The sequence below is a fragment of the Sphingobium sp. FG11 genome, from assembly GCF_057809915.1.
In genome coordinates this window covers 1-21,092 of the sequence record NZ_JBMDKW010000026.1, presented here as the reverse complement: position 1 = coordinate 21,092, position 21,092 = coordinate 1, and the positions used below count along the sequence as shown (strand labels likewise).

14 protein-coding genes and 1 pseudogene are annotated in these 21,092 nt (G+C 51.6%); 9 read left to right on the top strand and 6 right to left on the bottom strand.

The window, feature by feature from the left end:
• Window positions 1–164 precede the first annotated feature (164 nt).
• From ACODSN_RS15855 to ACODSN_RS15835, 5 genes are all read left to right on the top strand, one after another.
• Window positions 165–1,973, top strand: a complete 1,809-nt coding sequence (locus ACODSN_RS15855) for an HAD-IIIC family phosphatase (protein WP_489056456.1) — start codon at window positions 165–167, stop codon at window positions 1,971–1,973.
• 87 nt (window positions 1,974–2,060) lie between these two features.
• The gene (locus ACODSN_RS15850; RefSeq protein ID WP_489056455.1) at window positions 2,061–2,699 is read left to right on the top strand and encodes a hypothetical protein; all 639 of its coding nucleotides are present in this window, start codon (window positions 2,061–2,063) and stop codon (window positions 2,697–2,699) included.
• Window positions 2,700–2,967: 268 nt separating this feature from the next.
• Window positions 2,968–4,401, top strand: a complete 1,434-nt coding sequence (locus ACODSN_RS15845; protein WP_489056454.1) for a hypothetical protein — start codon at window positions 2,968–2,970, stop codon at window positions 4,399–4,401.
• A 14-nt stretch (window positions 4,402–4,415) separates the two neighbouring features.
• Window positions 4,416–5,255: a WcbI family polysaccharide biosynthesis putative acetyltransferase gene (locus tag ACODSN_RS15840; protein ID WP_489056453.1), complete on the top strand. Its 840-nt coding sequence runs from the start codon at window positions 4,416–4,418 to the stop codon at window positions 5,253–5,255.
• A 22-nt stretch (window positions 5,256–5,277) separates the two neighbouring features.
• Window positions 5,278–5,877, top strand: coding sequence for a class I SAM-dependent methyltransferase (locus tag ACODSN_RS15835; protein ID WP_489056452.1), 600 nt, complete (start codon window positions 5,278–5,280; stop codon window positions 5,875–5,877).
• A gap of 1,364 nt (window positions 5,878–7,241) precedes the next feature.
• Here ACODSN_RS15835 and ACODSN_RS15830 read toward each other — a convergent pair.
• The 6 genes from ACODSN_RS15830 to ACODSN_RS15805 form a co-directional block, all read right to left on the bottom strand.
• On the bottom strand, window positions 7,242–8,309 hold the full coding sequence (locus tag ACODSN_RS15830) for an FkbM family methyltransferase (protein ID WP_489056451.1): 1,068 nt from the start codon (window positions 8,307–8,309) through the stop codon (window positions 7,242–7,244).
• A 104-nt stretch (window positions 8,310–8,413) separates the two neighbouring features.
• Window positions 8,414–9,994, bottom strand: a complete 1,581-nt coding sequence (locus ACODSN_RS15825; RefSeq protein WP_489056450.1) for a right-handed parallel beta-helix repeat-containing protein — start codon at window positions 9,992–9,994, stop codon at window positions 8,414–8,416.
• A gap of 605 nt (window positions 9,995–10,599) precedes the next feature.
• A complete protein-coding gene (locus ACODSN_RS15820) occupies window positions 10,600–11,922 on the bottom strand; it encodes a glycosyltransferase (protein ID WP_489056449.1) in 1,323 nt (440 codons plus the stop codon).
• A gap of 1 nt (window position 11,923) precedes the next feature.
• The gene (locus tag ACODSN_RS15815; RefSeq protein WP_489056448.1) at window positions 11,924–12,961 is read right to left on the bottom strand and encodes a hypothetical protein; all 1,038 of its coding nucleotides are present in this window, start codon (window positions 12,959–12,961) and stop codon (window positions 11,924–11,926) included.
• A 38-nt stretch (window positions 12,962–12,999) separates the two neighbouring features.
• A complete protein-coding gene (locus ACODSN_RS15810; protein ID WP_489056447.1) occupies window positions 13,000–14,847 on the bottom strand; it encodes a hypothetical protein in 1,848 nt (615 codons plus the stop codon).
• 24 nt (window positions 14,848–14,871) lie between these two features.
• Window positions 14,872–16,800 (bottom strand): glycosyltransferase, encoded by a 1,929-nt coding sequence (locus ACODSN_RS15805; RefSeq protein ID WP_489056446.1) that lies wholly within the window; start codon window positions 16,798–16,800, stop codon window positions 14,872–14,874.
• A 401-nt stretch (window positions 16,801–17,201) separates the two neighbouring features.
• Here ACODSN_RS15805 and ACODSN_RS15800 point away from each other — a divergent pair, with 401 nt between their 5' ends.
• The 4 genes and pseudogenes from ACODSN_RS15800 (at window position 17,202) to ACODSN_RS15785 (ending at window position 20,886) form a co-directional block, all read left to right on the top strand.
• The gene (locus ACODSN_RS15800; RefSeq protein ID WP_489056445.1) at window positions 17,202–18,455 is read left to right on the top strand and encodes a hypothetical protein; all 1,254 of its coding nucleotides are present in this window, start codon (window positions 17,202–17,204) and stop codon (window positions 18,453–18,455) included.
• A gap of 517 nt (window positions 18,456–18,972) precedes the next feature.
• Window positions 18,973–19,428, top strand: a pseudogene (locus tag ACODSN_RS15795) (transposase); the annotation flags it as partial.
• A 191-nt stretch (window positions 19,429–19,619) separates the two neighbouring features.
• Window positions 19,620–19,784, top strand: coding sequence for a hypothetical protein (locus ACODSN_RS15790; protein WP_489056444.1), 165 nt, complete (start codon window positions 19,620–19,622; stop codon window positions 19,782–19,784).
• A 130-nt stretch (window positions 19,785–19,914) separates the two neighbouring features.
• On the top strand, window positions 19,915–20,886 hold the full coding sequence (locus ACODSN_RS15785) for a polysaccharide pyruvyl transferase family protein (RefSeq protein WP_489056443.1): 972 nt from the start codon (window positions 19,915–19,917) through the stop codon (window positions 20,884–20,886).
• The last annotated feature ends 206 nt before the right edge of the window (window positions 20,887–21,092 follow it).

Below are 21,092 nucleotides of genomic sequence, written 5' to 3'. Positions count from 1 at the left end.
CGCCTGAACTGATCGCCGCAGAAACAAAAAGGCGCCGGAAGCAAACTCCGGCGCCCCTTTTATTGCCCTTCATATCCTAAATATGCCATTTATGCGTTGCGGCACAGCTTCTTGAAACACAACGGCATTTCTGATTACCTTAAATCAATCAGGAGCAGCACATCATGCTCAACGCAGAACCGCAATATAAAAATCATTCTCCCTATTTTTACGCGCCGACCGAATTGGCCACCACAGCCGTCAGGGTAAAACACGCTCTCATCATAGGGGGATGCTTTGCCGAAGGCATTAGCCACCATATTCACCGGGTTTTCGCCGGCGCATCAGCAGATCATATAACCTATAACTTCGCTGGCGAGTTACCAGAGCCGGCCCGCCCGATAACCGATTATGCCTTTCAGTTGATCATGTTGCCTTTGCGCGCCGTAATGCCCGAAGGCATGTTCATGATGCTAGATTGGAATGATATCCAGCCCTATATGGATTGCCTCACTCATTCGAAGAAAATCCTGAAAACAATGCTTGATGGTAGCCTCAGCTATAATGGCCAGCATGGCCTGACGAGCTTTGTTACTGACTTCTTAGTACCGCAAGCAAGTTCCGTCGGCAGACTTCAGCCACGCAACGATATTCGCAATCCCGCCGCCTTTGTTCGGGAACTCAATGCCTTTGTTGCGGATTATGTGCAAAAACGTAATAATGTACATTTGCTCAGCATCGACGACATTGCCGCGCAGATTGGCCGCCGTTTCATTCAGAATGACATCATTATGACGAATAGTGATGGTGCTTTCGTGTCGGATTGGGACTGGAGCATGGACCAAGACAGGCTGCATCCGCCGCAAAAGCTTGCAGATGTAAACGAAATTAAAAACGCCGATTATATTCTCGCCATCTGGACGGAAACGGCAGCATCATACCGAACACTCATGCAACAAGACAGCGTAAAGCTGGTGATCTGCGGTCTGGACAATACGCTGTGGCGCGGCGTAGTGGCTGAAGAAGGCGTCGACAATCCTGCCTTGATCGAAGGCTGGCCACTCGGACTCATCGAAGCATTAAACTATGTGCGCCGTCGGGGCATCCTACTGGCCATTGCGTCGAAAAATGACGAATCTAATATTCGAAGGCTGTGGTCCGATATCATCGGCAATCGGCTTCCGCTCAATAAATTCGCAGTGGTCAAGATTAACTGGCATTCCAGAGCTGAAAATATCGGCGAAATAATGCGCGAGACAAGCCTCCTTCCCCGCAATGTGGTATTCATAGACGATAATCCGGTGGAACGCGAAACCGCGTTGAAGGCACATCCGGGAATCCGGGTTCTGGGGGCGGACTTATATAGCATTCGACGTATCCTGTTATGGGCGCCAGAAATGCAGGTCGCTGCAATAACGGACGAGGCCGGTCGGCGGACCGATATGATCCAGACACAGATCGAGCGCGAAAAAACCCGCACGGTCATGTCCCGGCCCGAGTTTCTGGCTTCGCTCGATATACGCCTCACGCGTCACAAAATTGATGGGGTCAACCATCCAAAATTCGCACGCGCTATAGAACTACTGAACAAAACTAATCAGTTCAATACGACCGGCCGCCGTTGGCAGCAGGAAGCGATTATCGGCTTATTCCATCGCGGCGGCAGGATAGAAGTCTTCTCGGTCCAGGATAAATTTACCGAATATGGCTTGATGGGTCTTGCCCTGATCGATGGTGATACGATTGAACAGGTTGTGATGAGTTGCAGTGTACTGGGATTGGAAGTAGAAATAGCATTCATTTCTGACATCGTGGCTGCCATGCTAGTAAATGGCGCGGTCCATGGAAAGATTAAGGCGACTGATGCCAACATCCTCAGCCGCGATCTTTTCGAACGCTGCGGCTGGTCTGGCTCGGGTGATAATTGGGAAATCAGAGAAGCATCGCAACCACCCGTTCATGTAACTATGATCGCCGAGAGGGAATTGACTTAAGTGATACGCGAGGCCGCTCCGGTTGCCCTGCACGTTTCGCTGGGTCCGTCCTAGACAAATGCTAGATTATCCATACGAGCTATTATTGTGACCGAGGCGGAGGATGTCGTGACCGAGCCAGCTTTCCATGGTGACATGCTGACCGAACTGTCGGCTTTGCGGGATGAATTAACGTATATGCGCTACCAAATGGCGCGCATTGTCGAATCCGTCGATATGTTGCATGGTCGGCTTGGCTCACCGGAACGGCAGGACTTCATTCAAGAAGCGCCCTTTCCGGTTTCGCCCATTGGGTATCCCGTCCTGCCCCGACAGTGGCCGGTTCGTTTCGGTCAAATCGCAGCGCCCGATCATTTTCTCGCAACCGGCTGGTGGCCGCGCGAGGATTGGGGTGTATGGAGCAAGGGAGTGTCACAACTTTGCTTCAGCTTGGCAAGCGATCATGCCGCTCGCCCAGTCCACCTTCGCTTGACCGTGCAGGCATTTTCTCCGGCCGATCGAGAGAGGCAGGAATTGTGTGTAACCGCTAACGGATATTGTATCGGCCGCTACACCCTTAGAGGGGCGATCCAGATATTGAAAATCCGTTTGCCAGTGGATTGCATAGGCAACGGCGATATCGCTATTGAACTGCGCGTGGAGCATTCTCTTTCGCCCCAAGAGGCCGAAGCCAGCGTCGATGCCCGGACGCTGGGCGTGGGCCTGATCATGCTGGAGATGTTGTAGGCGAACGTCCCAACAGCGTGCGCACAGAGGAATCGGAGAGCTGTCGCTACACCGGCCACCCGTCGATAGACTGGTTTTTGGGTTGCCAAGCGGACAGCCGCTGTGCATCAAGCTTATATGGCGCAAGCGCTTAGAGCATAGTGCGCAAAAGTGGGAACCGGTTTTGGTCAAAACGATGCGACTTCTAGAATATAGAAAGCGCTGGCTGCCTCGAGTTTAACGCAGCGCACTCGCGACCTGGCCAAACTCGGATTGTGCGGAGGATTGAATGCGATTTGGTGTTGGCAAACGGAATGTTCAGATTGCTCAGAATATGACGTCGCTTTCGGCCCGCGGCAATATCGTGTTCCGCACCGAAGATGACGAATTTTACGAGCTGCGGGATGGGGTATCCCATCGCTACTACGATCCCAATCTTGGCCTAGTGAGCTATGAGGGGCGCCAGTATATCCGAACCGACGCGACTTCTTTTGTTCGAGATGGCACGGAATTTTTCGTCCATTTGCCAGCGGAGCGCAAATTCATTAGTCGCCCGGCAATTGGCTCAGATTCGTCTTTTGAAGAATTCCATTTCGAGCGGGAGGGTATCTGGCGGCCTGAATATAGCGAGACGATGTCCCTAATGGGACGGCCTGAACGCGTTTCACATAGCGTCACGATCACAGGCGACGAAATCATTACTCGTTCCAATGGCGAAATTATGATAAAATCCGGTAACGGATATCAGCCTTATTTCGTTAATCGCGAGGCAACTTCGAACCAGTTTGTTCGCTTAGATCTTGAAGTTCCTTATGAAAACGGAAAACGAGCCGTTACTTTATTTCTTCAACCCCGATCGACTCCAGGCGCCCATAAGTGGTTAAAGCATTTCGCTCGAACGCAGGCATTCACTCGTCAGATTTCGCAAGCAGGATCTCCTTTCGTTCGAAATTTTAATACTGTTTTCTACAATGGCGAGCAGGATTTGAAAGCTTGCGTCAAAGCGCTGGCAGAAACCGTACGTCAGATTAACGATGTGTATGAAAGCGACCTGGAAAGCGCCAATGGCGGTAAGCTCGATGTGCCCACGATGAAGAACATAAGCTTTGACCTACTCAACAAGTTGCATTTCGAATTTGAAAATTTCGGCGAGCGGTTCAAAAAAGGGGACGCTGGCGTGCGCGGCAAGATCGCGAGCGTCTATGGCCCATTCTGCCAACTCAATGATCAAATTCATGCATCCGAAGGGGCATTGTCCAATAGGCATCGCACCCTAGAGGAAGCTTGGTGGTCTCTTCACTGCTCCTTCCTGCCTGATCTTTATGCTGAACTCGAAAATTCCATGTACGAAGAATTTACTTTGGATTGGGATTTCGGCACCATGTTCATGGGCTATCACACCCTCGGCAAAGATATTCTCGCAGCGTTCTGGAATAATGACATGGATTTATTCGCTCGCGATGAAATCCGGCCGCAGCGTATTTCATCCTCGGAAATCTTTCTTTTTCTCGGGCCACAATCGAGAGGGCATTTGGAAAATCTCAATAGATGGTGGGACGAAAAGGATATCAGCCAGTTTGGGTTTGTAAAAAATGATCCCCGCAACTCCATAGGCTATATCCCGGTAGCCGATCTGGTGAGACACGATACAAGTGAAACACAAATCAAGCAGATGATAAAGGGATCGAAATCTATTCTAGGCGCGGCGTTGATTAATAATTGAGATTGAGATCTAAAATGGTTGATGTTGCGATAGTTGGTAATTGTCAAGCCCAAGCATTAGAAGCTATGTTTATGATGTACACCGACTGGAATATTGTTCGAATTCCAGCGGTACATGTCCTCACAAAAACCGATGAGGAAAGTGTGATTAAGCAACTCAGTACGGTCGATGTTATATTCTCGCAGCGCGTTTCAGATGACTACCCTATAAGTTTTCTTAGAACATCAGATTTAAAATCCAATTTTCCAAAAGTAATATCGTGGCCAAATATATATTTTAATGGATATTTTCCTGATATAGAATATTTCTACAAAGAAAATATTGGGAAAATTATTGGCCCTTTAGATGATTATCACATGAGGCTTGTGCATTATTTTCACGCGCAAGGGAAATCTGTAGCAGATTGTTTATACCTATACAATGAAGATATATTTTCAACCTATTATCCTGAGCCTATGGAAAAATCCTTGGAGGAATTGAAAATTAGGGAGCAAGGGCTCGATATTAGTATATCCCCTTATCTCGATAGCAATGTTCGCGATAGGAAATGCTTTTATACTGTCAATCATCCCAAAAATTTTGTTTTATTTGAGATGGCTCGCCGTATGGCAACAGCGATTGATGAGGAAGTGAAATTTCCTCAGGTCCATCCTTTTGCGCTGGCGCGTATCAATATTCCGATCTACCCTCACATTCGAAATAGCTATCAGATGCATCACATTCCTGCTGAATCCTTCGTTGGAATTGGGAGGCATCACATTCAAATTCCCGTGGGTCAGGCTCAGCCGAAAGTGTACCATAACCTCGAAGAATTGATTGAGCTATTTTATAGATTTTATGACAGCATGCAGTAATAGTTGTTTTTGGGAGATAACCGTGGTTGAAATTTTCTCCAAATGGCCTGGATACGTTGATGCTGCTTCGGACATGAAGGTCAAATGCGACAGTCAGTCGCTTTCCTTCTACAGTGATCTTTCTTCCTTTATCGGCGAGAAAATAACTGGTTATCGCCACATGTCTCTTCTTGATGTGGGCGCGCGCACTGCTGCGGGAACCGCTTTATTACGTGCTATCCATCATCCTGCCTCTTTTGCGCGCTTGAAGCTGAATCGAGTGACGGCGCTCGATCTGGATGAAGCGGCAATTCAAGCGGCTGCGAGTGAATATCCGGACTTAGAATATCTGGTTATCGACGTTGCCAAACTGAAGGGGCTGGATGCGTGGGACATTGTCCTCGCCAGCCATACGATTGAGCATGTCAACGATCCGGTTGGGTTTATCGAGGCGCTAGCAAATGTGGCTAAGCAATATGTGATTATCGCCTGCCCCTTTGCCGAGCAAAATTTATCGGTTGGGCATGTTCAACGTTTTAACATGGATTTTTTTGAGGAAAATGGCTTTACTGACGTGAAGGTATATCGCTCCCAGCATTGGCACGGCGGGATGGCCTGCATCGCTATCAAACCTGTCGGTTAGTCACCGCCCGATTACCCTTTGCTCAGAGAAACCGATATTCTGAGTATTCTTTCTAGGCCACCGACTCATATGCCGCAGCCGAATTTCTGATATGTGACCACACTTGGGCGCTTCCATCTACCGCTCGCCGAGACGGCATAGGGATGATTCATTAGCTCCGGACAGCGGGAGCGAGCGATGCGATATCGGAGCTTTTCGGGTTATCGGACCAGATGAGGCGGTTTTCGGCGGACGACGATCCACTGGAGGTGCTGGCGAGTGTCGTGAATTTCTGAGGCGTTCTGTCGGTGTTGTTGGCCGCGCTGGCCTATTCAGACGGCGCCAAGAGTTGGGGGCCCGCCCTATGCCCCAGTTACAATGAAGATTCGGGTGCTGGCGGCGCAGAACGATGCGTTAGATGCCCGCACGGAATGGCTGATCCGCGACCGGCTGAGTAGAGTACGACCGGCCCGCTCGACACGCTGTTAGCCGATTTTGACCACCAACTGAAGGCGCGCGGTTGCCTGCCGATCGGTGGTCGGCGCCACGCTGGTCGCGGCGCCAAGCAACGGAACACCGAGGCCGAGTAAAAGAGGGCAAGATCGCCACCGAGATCTGGCCGGACGATCCGGCGGCAGAAGGATATCGACACGCGCTGGACGCTGAAGTTAGCCAAGGCTCGTCCTGCCGCCAGCGGCAAGCCACAGCTCGACATTGCGATCCCGAGCTTCGGCTACAAAAGCAGCATCTCGATCTGCCGGACCTTCGGCTTTATCCGCGAAGGCAAGATCACCAATGGCGCGCTACGACGGGCGTATTTGCGCGATGTGGTGACGGGCGACAACACCGCCTCGGATGTTTAGGCCGATACCCGCCCGTAGCCAGAGCAACGAACGCTGGCTCAAGGTCCAGGGTCGGATCGGCCATATGCACCGCAGGAAGCCTAAGGGCCGGCCGATGCCCGAGAATGTCCGGTGCCGCGACGCCACCAAGTCCAAAGTCCGCGCCTAAGTCGAGCACGTGTTGCCCAAAAGGCGGTCATGGACTCGTTCATCCGCACCATCGGCATCGACCGGGTCGAGACCATTATCACGCTCGCCAACCTGGCGTTCAGCATGCATCGTCTGATCTTCAACGAGTCCCGGCAGCAATAGGATAGTTGCGTCCTAGACTATCGGAATCCGTTAAAACGGACCGATATCGAGAGGCAAAAACCATCACGCCCCACCCGGACATCGTGCCCACAGGCCGCTCAGTTCATCGGGTAAATGGAGGTGCTCAGCCGCCTAGGTCGCTCGAAAGGCTTTCCCCATGTTCCACCTTCCAACGACAATAAATCATATTTTCCGATTCTTGAATTCGTGACACGACTCCTATTTCATGTCCTATGCTCTATCTTTCGGAACGGCTAAGATGTCTATGTGGTCTACGCCTGATGCACGCCAATGTGCCACAACGGCTTGGGCATCCTGTGCAAAATCAACAAGCGACCCATCATATTGGATAGCAGAGAGGTCATATCCTAGTTCGTGGAGAAAGCGCAGATAACCAACCGGATCGTGCATCCCGCTAGCCGAGAATTCTGACACAATCAAAGGTTGAAAACGGTTCAGGTGCTGCTGAAATCCTTGCAACGCTAACCACTCGTGGCCTTCGACGTCTATTTTGATAAAATCGAGTTGCTTCAGTTTCAAAATGTCGTCGAGCTTGACACCCGGAACGATAGTTGATCGCATCAGTATGGCCAGGCTATCTGCTGGCTGCGATACGGAGCCATTGGAGTAAGCTGAATTCAGAACAAGCGCAGCGTTCCTATCGCTCGCTGCCAAGCAATGTGTGGACTGCCATCCAAATCCGTTATGTCGCCGGGTAGCTTCGATATATCGGCAATTTCTGGCGTTTGGCTCAATCGACACGACTTGCCCGGTCGGTCCTACCAAATGAGCGGCAAGGGCAGTAAAATAACCCAAATTGGCCCCTATATCTACTACCGCATTTCCCGGCTTGAGATATTGGCGAAATATGGATGCAACATGGGTTTCATATCCACCTCGCGTAACATGTTTGCCGACTGCATCATCCTCAGGATCGACATAAAGAGCGTAGCCTTCACAATCGACGAGCATCAATCCTCCTTCAGGAAGCGCCAATAGATCGCGGGCAGCAAATTCCTGCGAATTGAGATATTGCCGAACGCAATTCACCAAATCCAAGCCTACTGCATCCATATGCCCCGGCACTTCTTCCGAATTAGGCGCACGCCCAAGCAATAAACGGAAGCAGAAATATATATCTTCTGGCGATGCCCGGCCATCATGGCCTTGAGCCAGCATGCGGCACATTTCCAGAGGTGCCAAAGCATGACCGCCCGCCCTCGCCAGCAAGGAGGCATCGACCGCGGCGGAAGGTTGGGGCGTTCTTTTCCGCCTAAGCTTCTGAAGAAAACCCGACATACTGCATCACCTCAATTGGATTCACGGACTCGGAACATTGCATTCGATTGATTAATCGAAGCCAAACCCCCGCCAATGCCAAACCTGTTCATTTGTTAAGGCTGTCATAGCAGATTCCAGTCTATTCCGTTCCAGATAAGCCTTGCGACACCATATGCGCTCTTTATTGCATAACTCGCGCTGCCATCAATCGTCCCTGCCAATGGAGCAATGGTGATAGCGTAGGTCGCCGCATCCCCCTTCCCATCTTTGATGATGATTTGCTGCCCCGTCATTTTTGGAGTGGTTAGCCGCACCTCCGTAGGTGAGTGCGCCGCCTTCTTCACGATGATCACGCTTTCGCCTTCACTCGTCGTTATTGGCGCAGCGCTTGTTACGATGCGGACAGAGGTAGAAAACGTGTCGACTCTCAGTCGGGAAATAGTTGTCTTGTCGCGCTCGAAACGAGCTGTTTCGTCAGCCCCCATATAGATGGCCAAACTGTCCACGGTCCCCGTCGGATGAACAAGGCGAGCCTGCTGATTGCCCGCAAGTATGATATTTTGTGGATAATTGCTAAACGCCGTGCCCCAGGGAGGCGATGACATTGAATATGCAAGTCCAATACCATAGGTAAAATCGCTACTCGATCCAAGCTGCACAAGATATTTTGGTCGATTCTTATTATTGAAAAGATGGACATTGCCCATAAGTACAGCCGGCGTAGGCGCATTGACGATATTCACATCAGATGAGGCCCCTCGATCCAGTCGACTATTCCCGGTAAAGCGCGCACCGATTATCTGATGGCTGACCTGTGGACGGCTACCCTCGTCGATGTAGGCACCATTTCGGCCATTGGCATCGAATGTTCCGCCTATCCAACTATTGGAAATATAATTATAGGGAGAGATAACATAACCATTTTTATCATTGAAAAATGCGCTTGTTGTGGTGAAAAAATTCCCTCCCCCCTGAGACAATTGTATTCCATTGGATTTATTACTTCCTACAATCAAATTATTCATGATATTATCAAATGAATTTACTGAAATTCCATTTCCACCTGACCATCTTATGGTTATTCCGTTAAAAACGGCAGAATTACGATTTCTTCCTATAAAAATTGCGTCGCTCTTAACGTTGCTAATTGTTATATCAGTTAGCTTCCCCGCCATGCCATATTCGTCGGCTAGATTCCATTCGGTAGCAGGATATTCTATTCCGTTGCTCAAAGAATCTTGATTCGCGCCGTTGCCGCTGATCGAAAGGTGGAGCAACGAGGCATAAGAATTAAGAGCCTTAGCCCAAGTACCAAAACGCTGCGGCATTATTTTCACCGCAGATCTGTTAGCTCGCCCAAACAAACGGACAACCGTCTGTTGCTCACCAGCGCCCTGAAGCGCAAGCGGCTGGCTGACATCGACGCCGGGCGTATCGATTACGCTTGGCATTATCTGAACCTGCCCGCGAGCATCCCCAAAATAGTCCTGCGCTATGACCACCTCTGCCCTCGAAATAGCGGCATCCAGATTCGCACTGGTTGGGCCGTCATTTGGAGGTGAAATACCAATCTTGGCAGCAGGTATGGGAATCGAATTGGCAGTTGGCATCTCTGCATGGCTGGCTATGATATTTTGCCCGATCGCCGGTAACGGCACTACGAGCAAATAAGCGAAAGCCGACGACAACAGGTAAACATTCATCCCAGTTTCCTTCGCGGGTTGCCAGGCGCCGTCCTTGCGAGCTTCCATCCGATCAGCCGCTCTCAACCACCGTCGCATGTCAAAATATTATCGCCACAGCGAGGGCTGCGGCAAGGGAGAGTATTTTTGGACAAACTTAGCCAGTATCTGATAGCGACGAAAGGCATCATAATGATCGGATTGCCGCCCCTCACTGCTTGAGGCCTGCTGCTGCATGTGGCCCCAGCCTACCCCGATCGGTCGAGCACGATGTTGAGTTTGCAACCGTCAGCGCCTTACACCGCGCCACTGGCCCGTCCATAGCCTACTGTATTGCCGAACTAACTATTATGCCAAAAGACCCGGCCAGCTCATAAATCTCTAGAATAAGGGCTCGCCGTTCTCACCAATTCCAAGTCAAGCAAGAAATCGGCGCGATCAAAAATCGGCACTTGTAAAAAGAAATTGATTTTTACTTCTATCTCTACAGCAACTTAATGACGATTTAGCAATAGTAACAAGATATGAATATTTATGATTATCCTGCTGCGCCTACGAAATTTCATTCAATCGATAAAAGTTGAAGAACTATTCCTTTTTACAGAATAAAATCTTAAAGTTTCCAATCAGATTTTTCGCCTTCTTCCTGAAGGCGTTGTCGCTGTCTTTTTTTCGACCGCAGAAATTTTTGCCCCCTGCACTTCGCTGCTTGGAAAGACAGGCGATCCTAAAACAGCGTTCGATAGCTTGACTTCTTTATTATCAGCTGCTTGCGCGAAGCCAAGCTGCGTATCTACGGATACGCCGGCCAGGCGCGCTTGTCGCAACGCGCCAATCCGCTTGTAAATATCGGAGAAATGGCGCTCCTGGGTCGAAATATAGCTCTCAAAAACGCTCATCGACCGTTTCCGGAGAAGATCCACGGCGCCGGGTTGTGTCCAGACATGCTCAACGGCTTGGACGACCTGTTCGATCGTACGGCAGCCCTGTTCCGGGACATCGGTTGGTATGCCTGTAAAGGCGGAAACCGTTCCGATAAGACCTACCCCGTGCGCCAGGGCCTCGACGGTCTTTATTTTCAGGCCCGTTCCACCCATCATCGGATTGAGGGCTATATCGATAGCGGCATAAAAATCGTCGAGATTAGGCACGCGGCCCAATAACTCGAACGGTTGCATCGGGATCGCCTGCAACACGTCGCAAATAGGTCCGGCTGCGACAAAACGGACATTAGTGGGAATGTCGACCGAACTCAGCCCTTCGCAAAAGGCCACCAGCGATGTCACATTAAATGGATTTGAACTGCCGATATATCCGATGATAATCTCGGCATCGCTGGCTTTTCGGCGCCGCCGAACCGGATAAGGGCGTGCCAGAAAGCCCACTTCTGATACTTCGCTGTTGGTTCGCCTTTGTGCTTCGATCGCTTCCTCAGCCTGTATCGCAATCACCAGGTCCGCGCGATCCAGTCCACGACGCTCCTCGGGAATGCTAGTATAATACCATTCCGGCCGGCGCCCGATCGCGGTAAATTTCTCAGCCCTATCCCCAAACAGGTCATGCGTATCAATGATCTTGACGCAATCGTCCGGAAGCGCCAGCAAGGCGCGAGATAGCCAAACATAGTTAACGACACAGGCATCAAATGTCCGTTCAACGCGTAATGCTTTGATGCGTTCTCCGATCGCTTCATGATACCAGTCGTCGATACCGAAGTAAGCAGGATTGGACCTGCGCGGAACATGCCCATCGCAAGACACAATCTGGACATCGTCCCATGCTTCTGCCATAGCCTGCCGCCCCCCCGGCTCCAGGCCTTCCGCCGCCCAATAGAGAAAGGTAACCGAATCACCTTTTTTCTGAAAAGCGCGCGCCATGTCGAACGCTCGCTGCCGGCTACCCTGTGTTGCCGGATGTGTCGGCATCGGAGCGATCATCAAAATATTCATATTATGACCAGCTCACTTCTACCTGATTGATACAGCAACCAAGCCGCCGCGGGTCCATATTATTGGGTTGCGACACATGCTTGGCGATAACCGAAAGCGTAAATGCTCCCGAAAACTCTTCCGGCCTTATGAATGTCGAAAATTCCATGCCTCGATGCGTAATATGACTAACCACTGGCCGCCCATTAATGCGGAACTGAAGATCTGCACGGTTGCCTGATTCGGCCATGTTAATGACGGAAACTGTCATCATATGGGAACCCACCCAAGTAGAAGGCAAAACGATCCTGCTTTCCTTCGATGGCCCTGACCACACCCAAGATCCATATTCCGTCGTTTCCAGATCGTAAAAGCCCGATGCAAGCTCCAGGTCGCGTGCCTGGAAGCGAGTCTGAGGGAAGGGCTTGGTGATCGCACCACCCCCCTTATGCGGTGCAATCGCCGACGGAGGCGCGATTAACGGCCCATCACCATCTAGCAGCAGTTCTGCCCTTTCTTGCGGAACCGCCATAACGAACACCGTCGCAGCCCGAGGATAACCCCAATATATAAAGGGTTTGAAGACATAACCCCACGCTTTCAACTCAGCGAGAACGTCCTCATCATCTTGGGCATAGGCCACAAAAATAGGTCGGTCGCGCGCAATCAGCGCATTAGCGCCACGCCAGACCTTGGATTTGATCGCCTCCCCATCCAACGCAACAGCCACAACCTGGCCCATAAGCAGTCCCAGACGATCAAGGGACATCACCGGCTTTTTGGCCGGCCGGTCAAAACCCGCATAGGTTCCGCGCGATGCATATAATTGCACGCCATCCGTGGTTGCCAACTGCGGCCGCTCTTCGCTCAGCTTGGTATTAAGGATGCTGACCCGATCTGCCGCCCCCGCCGCACAGCATTGGAACAGAATATCCAAAAAGCTATTTGAACGATCCGTCGATAATAGCACGCCTCCACCGTCACAAGCCGCGATAGCCCGGGTTATGGGCGTTCCTACTCGTTGAAGCATTTCAACAAAAACGACTGCACTGGTATTCATGCGTGCCATACCTTCCTAGATCGCCACCTCGCTCGGCCTCAGGCTGTCTGATCCCAGCTTATAGCGCGGATGGAGAAAGACAGGATGCGCGGATCGCTGATAGACGCATAGTCATAAGGCGACTTTGCAACACCTTCTCCTGACACAAATTCGAAGAGGACATTCTCCCCTGAAATCGCCTCAGATAATTCTACAGTCGCTGCCCAGCGCTGCATCGCCTTTTGAGTATCGCGAACCTGCATCGGTATTTGTTCATAGTTAGCATATAACTGAAGCGCCTCGCCGTCTACGACGTCATGCGGCACACTGTCTTCGCCAATGATGGTGATCTTACGTGCGGGGCCGTGTTTCAAATCAATTCTTAGGCCCGCACGTAACCCCATCCAACGATAAGCACCATCTGCGCCGATCTCCTCCGCATGCCATCCAAAGCCGTTGATTTTTCCGGCGATATGCTCGGCAACGGCAATAGGCAAGTCGGCAGCATTCACTGCGCGGACAAGCCCTGCAGGAAGCGACAGACGAGTAATTTTTAGCGTCGGCTCGTCGGAAAGGACTTCGGTATAGGAGGATGTTGGTGCGATACGAAGGATGCGAGTTTCACCCTTCCCTTCATCCCGCACCATACGACCAACGAATCGCCAGTATCCTCCCTCCCTGATTTCAAAGCGACCAAGAAACGGCGTGTCCTCACCCGAAAACTGCCATTCCAAAAGCTCTGATGAACGTATGGCTCCGATACCCTCTACAACGATCAGTTGCCCGGAGCGGACAGGTGATGGAAGTGTCAATTCGATCGCGTCACCAAGCAGCCCATAAATTTGGGCGCCGTCAGTTTTTATATCGACGATTCCGCTAGACAGCGCCAAAGTCTCGTCAAAGACAATCTCCTGTTGCAAAGAAGCATCACCTGCAGATGCCTTGAGTACCGGCGCGACGACTGATGAGAGCGCGACAACGGGCGAGGGATTACCGAGCGCCCCGCCAGTGGTGGCGTATTTAACCAATTCATTGCGCATCAGTCCGAGTTCATGTTCAATATTATCACGATAGATCGACATAAGCATATCGACCCGGTCGAGTACTCGCTTCGCCAGATCATCCATCAATGCGTCGGTCGATTTGAACCCCGGCAAAATCGCGAGTCGATTGCGGAGATCAGCAATTTCACGCGCTTGGGCACCGATTGCATTTGTTACGTCGCTCGCCGCTGACGGACCCACCAGCAAAGGCGACCCTTCCAATTCGTCCAAATTCGAATGGGCAGCTATAATATGAACGCGTCCATCCAGCGCAGACGTAGGCAATGCGGCCGAAAAACGCCAACCGGTAATGATGTTGCCGTGGTGCACGATAGAGTTGACACGTTGCGGCAGGATGCTGATCGGCATTGCCGAATCATCATAGGATAGTTTCAGCGATGGAATTGCGTCGTCAAAGTCGAGATCGGCAACCCAACCCTCTATTTTACCATCACGCAATTGCTCGATTTTCCCGACGACGCGACGACCGGCCGCTAACGAAAGCAAAGTCTCACGGGTAAGCAGAAACGGGCGGCCCACCTGCTCATCCGAACCTGATACGCGCATTACGACTTCCGAAGCGTCACCCGACCCGGATAATTGCGCATCGCTGATAGCAAGTGGGGCTTCGAATTGGTGAAAGCCATTGCCCTTGCGCCGAAGATACAGCTCCTGGCTGAAAGCGCCGGCAGTGACGGTCGCAACTTTTATATCGCCGATGAACAGATCAATACTGATCGCCTCGTCCGGACGCGATTCGTCCCAAGCCCATCCAACCAGGCTTTTTTTATTGATACCGGTTATCGCGCCTTCATAGACTGCAATTGTTGCGTGATCCGTCAGAGGCGTTAACGAAGCATCCATCGCAGACTCCAGTATTCAAAGGTTTCATTTCAACATCCAAGACCCGTCGATCGGACCTGCACGGCGGAAATTGGTGCCGGAACCCCGACTGGGTGACAGCGCGACCGCGTCGGACGAGCGCAGGCCTATTCCTACAAACCGTGTGTTTGGCAATCGCCGGTTCAGTCCATCTTCCAGTTCTGGTGCCAGATCGCTCTCCGAGAAAAGATGCGTTTCCGAACAGCCCAGCGCCGTCAACACATTATGAGCCTGGGGCGCATTGCTATCGCCGGGGCTCGCAGAATCGATTAACTCAACCACGAGCGCAGCCCCCCAACGTAACCGACCCGCTATTGCGCGGTAGACATCTTCCGGCTTCTCGAAAACAGCGGCATCTAGCACTAACAGGGCTGCATCATAAACATTCTGGTCATCTTCGCCAGCGAGCAACGCCGAAATGCCAACACTGCTGATGGCTTCAGCCGGCCAGTCGAACAGATGTTCAAGGCAATAACGCCCCTCGCCGCTTTCATCCACGCAGAGAATTCGTGCATTTCCCGACTTTTCATTACCAAAGACGATGGGATAGCGCCACCACAAGGATTTGTAGGACCTTACTGCTTCGAATTTCCCTCCCAACAGGATGGATCGCGCAGTAGTGCGACCTCGCGCCGTCAGAGATACCCCCGGCACTACCGCAGAACGCCGCGCAGAATTTTCCTCAATTATAGCGTGATACCGTGTCGCAGAGGCTTGGGGCGTCCATTCCGCAGAAATCTTTAACGCCTCACGTTCAATGTTCTGCCGCACTGATTGTTCAGTAAGTAAATTGAGCAGGGTCTGATCCAGCACGGCATCTAGGTTTGGACCGAAGGGAATTTTGGCGACCGCACCATCTGGCATCTCACCCATAGGGCCATAATCGAGAACGATGCAGGCTCTGCCGCAGCCGATACCGCGCGCTAACGTTCCCGACGACTCTCCGCCAATCGGAAACCGCATGTTCAGGATGATGTCTGCAGCGGCGAGATGAAGAAAAAAATCATCCTCGCTAAGATAGTCGGTGCAGATCACCCGATCACTCAGTCCGCTCGCCGCGATGTCGGCATTCACATCATACTCGTGCGGGCGCCGCTCACCCGCAATCACCAAGCTGAAATCTGGCACATGGGCTCGAATACGCGCGAGACTTGCCAGCGATCGATCGATCAATTTCGGCCTTGTCACAAAACCGAGAGCAGAGATGATTAGCTGCGATTCAGGCAGGCCAAGACGGCGTCGAGCATCTTCGCGGGAAATGCGTCGCGCATCACGCGCACGCTGGGATACATGGTGAGGTAGGTAATGTACCGGTAGCCCAGGCCGGCGCGCCGCAGCCTTGAATTGACTGTAGCGGCTATGCACGATGAGTGCGGTGGCATTGGCAAGCACGATGCCGTTGAGCGCGAGTTCAAAGGCCATGAAACGCCCCCGCCAACCCATCGCGAGAAAATCATCCGATAGTATCGCGCCATAATCTCCGTAATCATGCTGCGCCCATCGCCTGTATATATCCCAAGAACCGACATTCTGCGATGCCGCCTCCAGCAAATAACTCAGGCAAAAATCATGTAGCACGACAATGCCCGGACGCTCGACCAAAATCTTCAACGCATAAACATGATCCGGATTATTACCAATATGGTATATATAATCGGCATCTTCAAAGATTTTGCTTTCAAGAACTTCTGTTTCTCTAAGAAATTTTACCGGCACGCCATCAAAAACCGGCACTGGTTGATCATTAGCAATGACCAGATATGGCTCATATTCTTCGGCATGATAAGGCAGAAGTTCAGCGACATAGTCTGCTATGCCATTTTCCGTTGGCGCAAAGGGGCTGACTATCAATAACGGGCGCGTCACAAATATCCCCCTATGTACTTCAACCGAATAGTAGCGATCATCACAACGAATGACGCAAAATGCTCGCATACGATGGCATCGCAAACCCGCCTGCCCATGAGCCTCGACGGAAGCAGGCAATATAACAACGACGGTGGAGGATAAGCGATGGACACCCTGCCAGTCAAGCGCTGATACAAATGAGGGAGGGGATAAAATCTATAGATATGCCTCATCAATTTTAAATTGAAGTTTAAAAAGCTTATATTATTTGTAAATTATTGAAATAATAAATTGAAAATAAGAATTTTTTTTCGATTCTTAAAAAGAAAACTTCTTTTTTATAGTTAAAAACTATAATTTATTTCTATACTTATCTTGTTAAATTTAGTAGATTAATTATAATTTTCTATTTCAACAAAATAGCATTCTGTTGAAACTTATTGCTACATTCCGCGTTCGATTACCCGATCACAGGAGAAAGTGAATTAATGAGTGTTTTTTTTCAGAGATTTGGTAATCATATAAGCGCCTTGATACTATCACTGTCAATTTTTTACGCCCTGTCAAAAGGCCATACTGCCAATGCAAGGGAAATTTCTGTTCAGCACCTTGGATTGGTCGATGATGCCACTTGCCGATTTGATCAAACCGATGCATTGCAACGCGCCATTCTAAAAGCTGCCGGAGGATTGCTGCAACTTCCAGCCGGAACGTTTTGCGTAAAGAGGGCGGATGGCACTCTCAAGGTATCGGCGCCACACAGCCAAATTAGTGGGATGGGGCAGTCGACGATATTAAGATGGGCGGCCCCTAAAGGGTCTAGGATAGCGCCACTGATCGATATTCTGCCCGCTGCAACCAATGCGAGCATCTCAAACCTCTCATTTGACCATCAGGCTGACAAAAATGATTACGCCGATTCCCGTTATTTCGGGACCGATCCATGGGGTGGTGTCATGGTGTCTATTCAGGCTGATAATTTCACCGGAAAGCGTTTATGGGGGAGGGCAGGCTTTGATAATTGCTTCGGCATCGCCGAGATGGGACCGGACAACAAAGTCCGCCCACAACGTCCTAAAGGCGTCCGGTTATCACTAATCCGGACACGCGCCTGCGGTTCAGGAACACATAGTCCAGATCAAGGCGGCCCGGGGCGGATCGGGGCGGGCATAGATAATGGATCAGGCTCCGGGACGCAGATATCGGATGCTAGCGACGTTGGTTCGTTCGGATCCTTCATAGCCGACATCGGCGCGGGCGGATCGGCGATATGGCGTAACATCACTTCCACCCGCTCACGAATCGACCTTCGATCCCCTCCTGCGCTATATGTGGGCGATCCTGACAATAAATTTTATGCCGTCCGTATCGTAGTGCCACAGGGGGATGGCATATGGTCAGATGGTCCAGCTAAACACAGCGTATTTTCGAATATTATGATCGTTTCGCCAAGGGCAGCCTGCCTCCATGTAAAAGGACCGAGCCGTTGGAACCAAGTTGTCTGCGATGTGAGCAAAGCAACTTTCCCGATCGAAGCTGCTATTAAGGTGGATGCGACCCTCGACTTGGTCGACGTCGATATTACAAATTTCATCCTTAAAACAAATGGAAATGGCGTGGGCCGCCTAGTCAACATAGTCGGTGGGAGGCCATATCGCATGCGTCTACACGGGACATGGCCTCGCGACACAGACGCCCAGGCAGCGGGAGTGCATCTTGTTCGTTCGCAACCCAATCCCTAGCACCAATTTGGCAGAATTGTAATTTTGGGATTTCCTTTTCCATGGATCGGCGATTCATGGGGGCCAGCTTTAATAGGGGCTGGTGATGGACGAGGACTGCGAGCAGATCTGGCACGCTGGCTTGAACCGTATCTGAAGGTTCTGGGCAACAAGACGCGGCGTCGGATATGCCGGGCTTAAATCGCCGGTTTGATTGGTCCGAGTGATCACGGCGTCGCGAGCTGAGGCACTCAACTATGATCGGCTGCATCACATCATAGGCGCAGGTATCTGGAACAGCAGGCCGCTGGAAGCGAAGCATGTTGATTGCTGCTGAGAAGTGACCTTGGGTTTTCATCGAGAAGTGACCCGCCTTGCGATTATGTTTCGGATGTCAGGGGTGGGTCAAGACGGGATTTTTCCCTGTTTTTGTGGTGCTGAGCCGAGCCGTTCTTGAACCGCAAGCTATCGTTGCCAGTCGCGAGGATGTGGCAGGTTATGGGTGAACTGATCCAAGAGCGCGGTGGATCATCGACGAACAGCCCTACCCAAGCAGGGCAAGGCCTCGGTCGGCGTTGCGCCCCAGTATGCAACGGCACTGGGCAAGAATGCGAACTGCCAGACTCTGGTATCGGACACTGGCCTCGGGAAAAGTTCCGGTTATGGGTTTGCGGCTATTTCTGCCGGAAAGCTGGACCAGTGATACGGCCCGGATGGACAGGGCCGGAGTGCCCGCAGATTTCCCGGCCTATCGCACCAAGCCTGACATCGCTATTGAGAAGATCGACCACCTCATCGCTGCCGGCGCGCGCTTCGGCTGCGCGCTGGCCGATGCCCGATAGAGCCGGTCGGCGGCGTTTCGACAGGCGCTCAGCGCACGAGGCTTGTACTGGTCCGTGGGCATCATCGGCACCAGGAGGTCTCTCCTGCAGATGTGCGGTGGCGCGCGTGGACGCCCCGTGTCCGACATGTGCCCGATATCAAATCCCGGCCGCCCATGTCATGCTCGGCCCTTCCCTCCACAAACCAGCTATCCGCCAGGCCATCATTGACCACATGTCGCGCACGCCGCCACGCCACGCCCTCACTGCGAAGGAACGGGATGAAGAAGCCTTCTCATATTAGCCTTTCTGGTCGCGACCATAGTGATTAGAATGGCTTGCAGTATTAGGTCAGGAGGGTAGCATGGACGATCTGGAACAGGCAATCGACCGGATGGAACGCTTTCTGGAGCAATTCGAGCAGCACGGCCTTATCGACTGTACAAGCGGCTTTTCCGTGAGCGACGCCAGCACTATTCTTGCTGAACTAAGGCTGCAAATGCTGGGTCAGCGCGATACCAGCGTATAATATTATTGATCAATCTCTCTAATCTGATTCCTTCTATCATCTGCCCCCGAGATGCTGAGTGACTGGTCGTAACTGGATCAGCACAGCCAAAGCACGAATCGTACATGCCCCAGAGGAACCTAGAGAAACCATGACTGATGCAAACGCCATTTCAAGGGGGCATCCCGTTCGATACTGGCGCCAGAATAAACCGTGGGCGGCCCAGAATTTTGGCGATTATCTCACGGAACTATTCCTTGATCGCCTAATGGTTCTGCCGTCCTTTCCTGCCGATGCGTACCATCTGGTCGGGAGCGTCATCACGTCCTCGCAAATCGAGGAAGACCTTCAAAATGTGAATGTGCCGCTTGAGCGGGGCTGTGTAGCATTTTGGGGATGCGGAATGCGTGACGAAAACGCACTGCCGGCCTGGGCGAAAAGCAAAGCGCGCTTCTTTGGCGTTCGCGGGCCCCTGACACGTGATGGCCTGAACCTTCCTCCCGATACAATATTGGGTGACCCAGGGCTGCTGGCTCCGATACTGCACCCCTCCCCACCCAGTGGCGAAAAAGGAGATGTGCTTTGCATCATCCATATTCTTGATCCGCAAAATGACGAAGACATTCTGCGTCGATCGGGGGCCGACCGTGTCGTGCGCGCCGGAATTCCGGGCACCATAGGCGCATTATGCTCATTTCTTGAAATGATCGCGCAAGCCGACTTCATCTTGGCGGGAGCATTGCACGGCGCGATCGTGGCCAGCGCTTATGGCGTACCCTTTGCTTATTATGATTCCGGCTTTATCGACATTCCCTTCAAATGGCGGGATTTCGCGGCCTCGGTCGAGATTGACGCCGAGTTCGCCAAGAATATCCGCGAGGGAAGAGTAATTTATGAAGATATGATCCGCCAACGATACAGCCGGCTGCCGCTAACACCCATACTTGCCGGAGCGCCATTTTCGGTACGGCACCATATGCTCGCCCGTGCCTTGCACGCTGACGGACATATCGACGATCCTACTTTGAAACGCCTGATTAGAACCTATTTGGATAATTCAGTCGACCTTGATCATCCAATCAGAACTGCCCAAACCATATGGGCAGAGGCGCGACATCGATGAATTTTGTCAGGCGATCAGTGTCCCGGACGCATAGTGTTTGACTTTTTCGCCCAATATCACCACCGCCGGGCGATGCATGCTTGCAGCAATGGACGGATCGTCATCAATTTCCTGCTAGGTCGCATTTTATTGCCAGCCTACTACCTCAATTTAGGGTCAGGACTCACTGATCAGAGCCAGAAGATGACGGTGGCTGCCAGTGCGAT

What these genes read in the sequence shown, in the direction of transcription:
- ACODSN_RS15785 (WP_489056443.1), top strand. Translation starts at nt 19,915, where the DNA reads ATGACTGATGCAAACGCCATTTCAAGGGGGCATCCCGTTCGATACTGG.
- ACODSN_RS15845 (WP_489056454.1), top strand. Translation starts at nt 2,968, where the DNA reads ATGCGATTTGGTGTTGGCAAACGGAATGTTCAGATTGCTCAGAATATG.
- ACODSN_RS15805 (WP_489056446.1), bottom strand. Translation starts at nt 16,800, where the DNA reads ATGCGAGCATTTTGCGTCATTCGTTGTGATGATCGCTACTATTCGGTT.
- ACODSN_RS15820 (WP_489056449.1), bottom strand. Translation starts at nt 11,922, where the DNA reads ATGAATATTTTGATGATCGCTCCGATGCCGACACATCCGGCAACACAG.
- ACODSN_RS15855 (WP_489056456.1), top strand. Translation starts at nt 165, where the DNA reads ATGCTCAACGCAGAACCGCAATATAAAAATCATTCTCCCTATTTTTAC.
- ACODSN_RS15810 (WP_489056447.1), bottom strand. Translation starts at nt 14,847, where the DNA reads ATGGATGCTTCGTTAACGCCTCTGACGGATCACGCAACAATTGCAGTC.
- ACODSN_RS15815 (WP_489056448.1), bottom strand. Translation starts at nt 12,961, where the DNA reads ATGAATACCAGTGCAGTCGTTTTTGTTGAAATGCTTCAACGAGTAGGA.
- ACODSN_RS15790 (WP_489056444.1), top strand. Translation starts at nt 19,620, where the DNA reads ATGGACGATCTGGAACAGGCAATCGACCGGATGGAACGCTTTCTGGAG.
- ACODSN_RS15800 (WP_489056445.1), top strand. Translation starts at nt 17,202, where the DNA reads ATGAGTGTTTTTTTTCAGAGATTTGGTAATCATATAAGCGCCTTGATA.
- ACODSN_RS15830 (WP_489056451.1), bottom strand. Translation starts at nt 8,309, where the DNA reads ATGTCGGGTTTTCTTCAGAAGCTTAGGCGGAAAAGAACGCCCCAACCT.
- ACODSN_RS15825 (WP_489056450.1), bottom strand. Translation starts at nt 9,994, where the DNA reads ATGAATGTTTACCTGTTGTCGTCGGCTTTCGCTTATTTGCTCGTAGTG.
- ACODSN_RS15840 (WP_489056453.1), top strand. Translation starts at nt 4,416, where the DNA reads ATGGTTGATGTTGCGATAGTTGGTAATTGTCAAGCCCAAGCATTAGAA.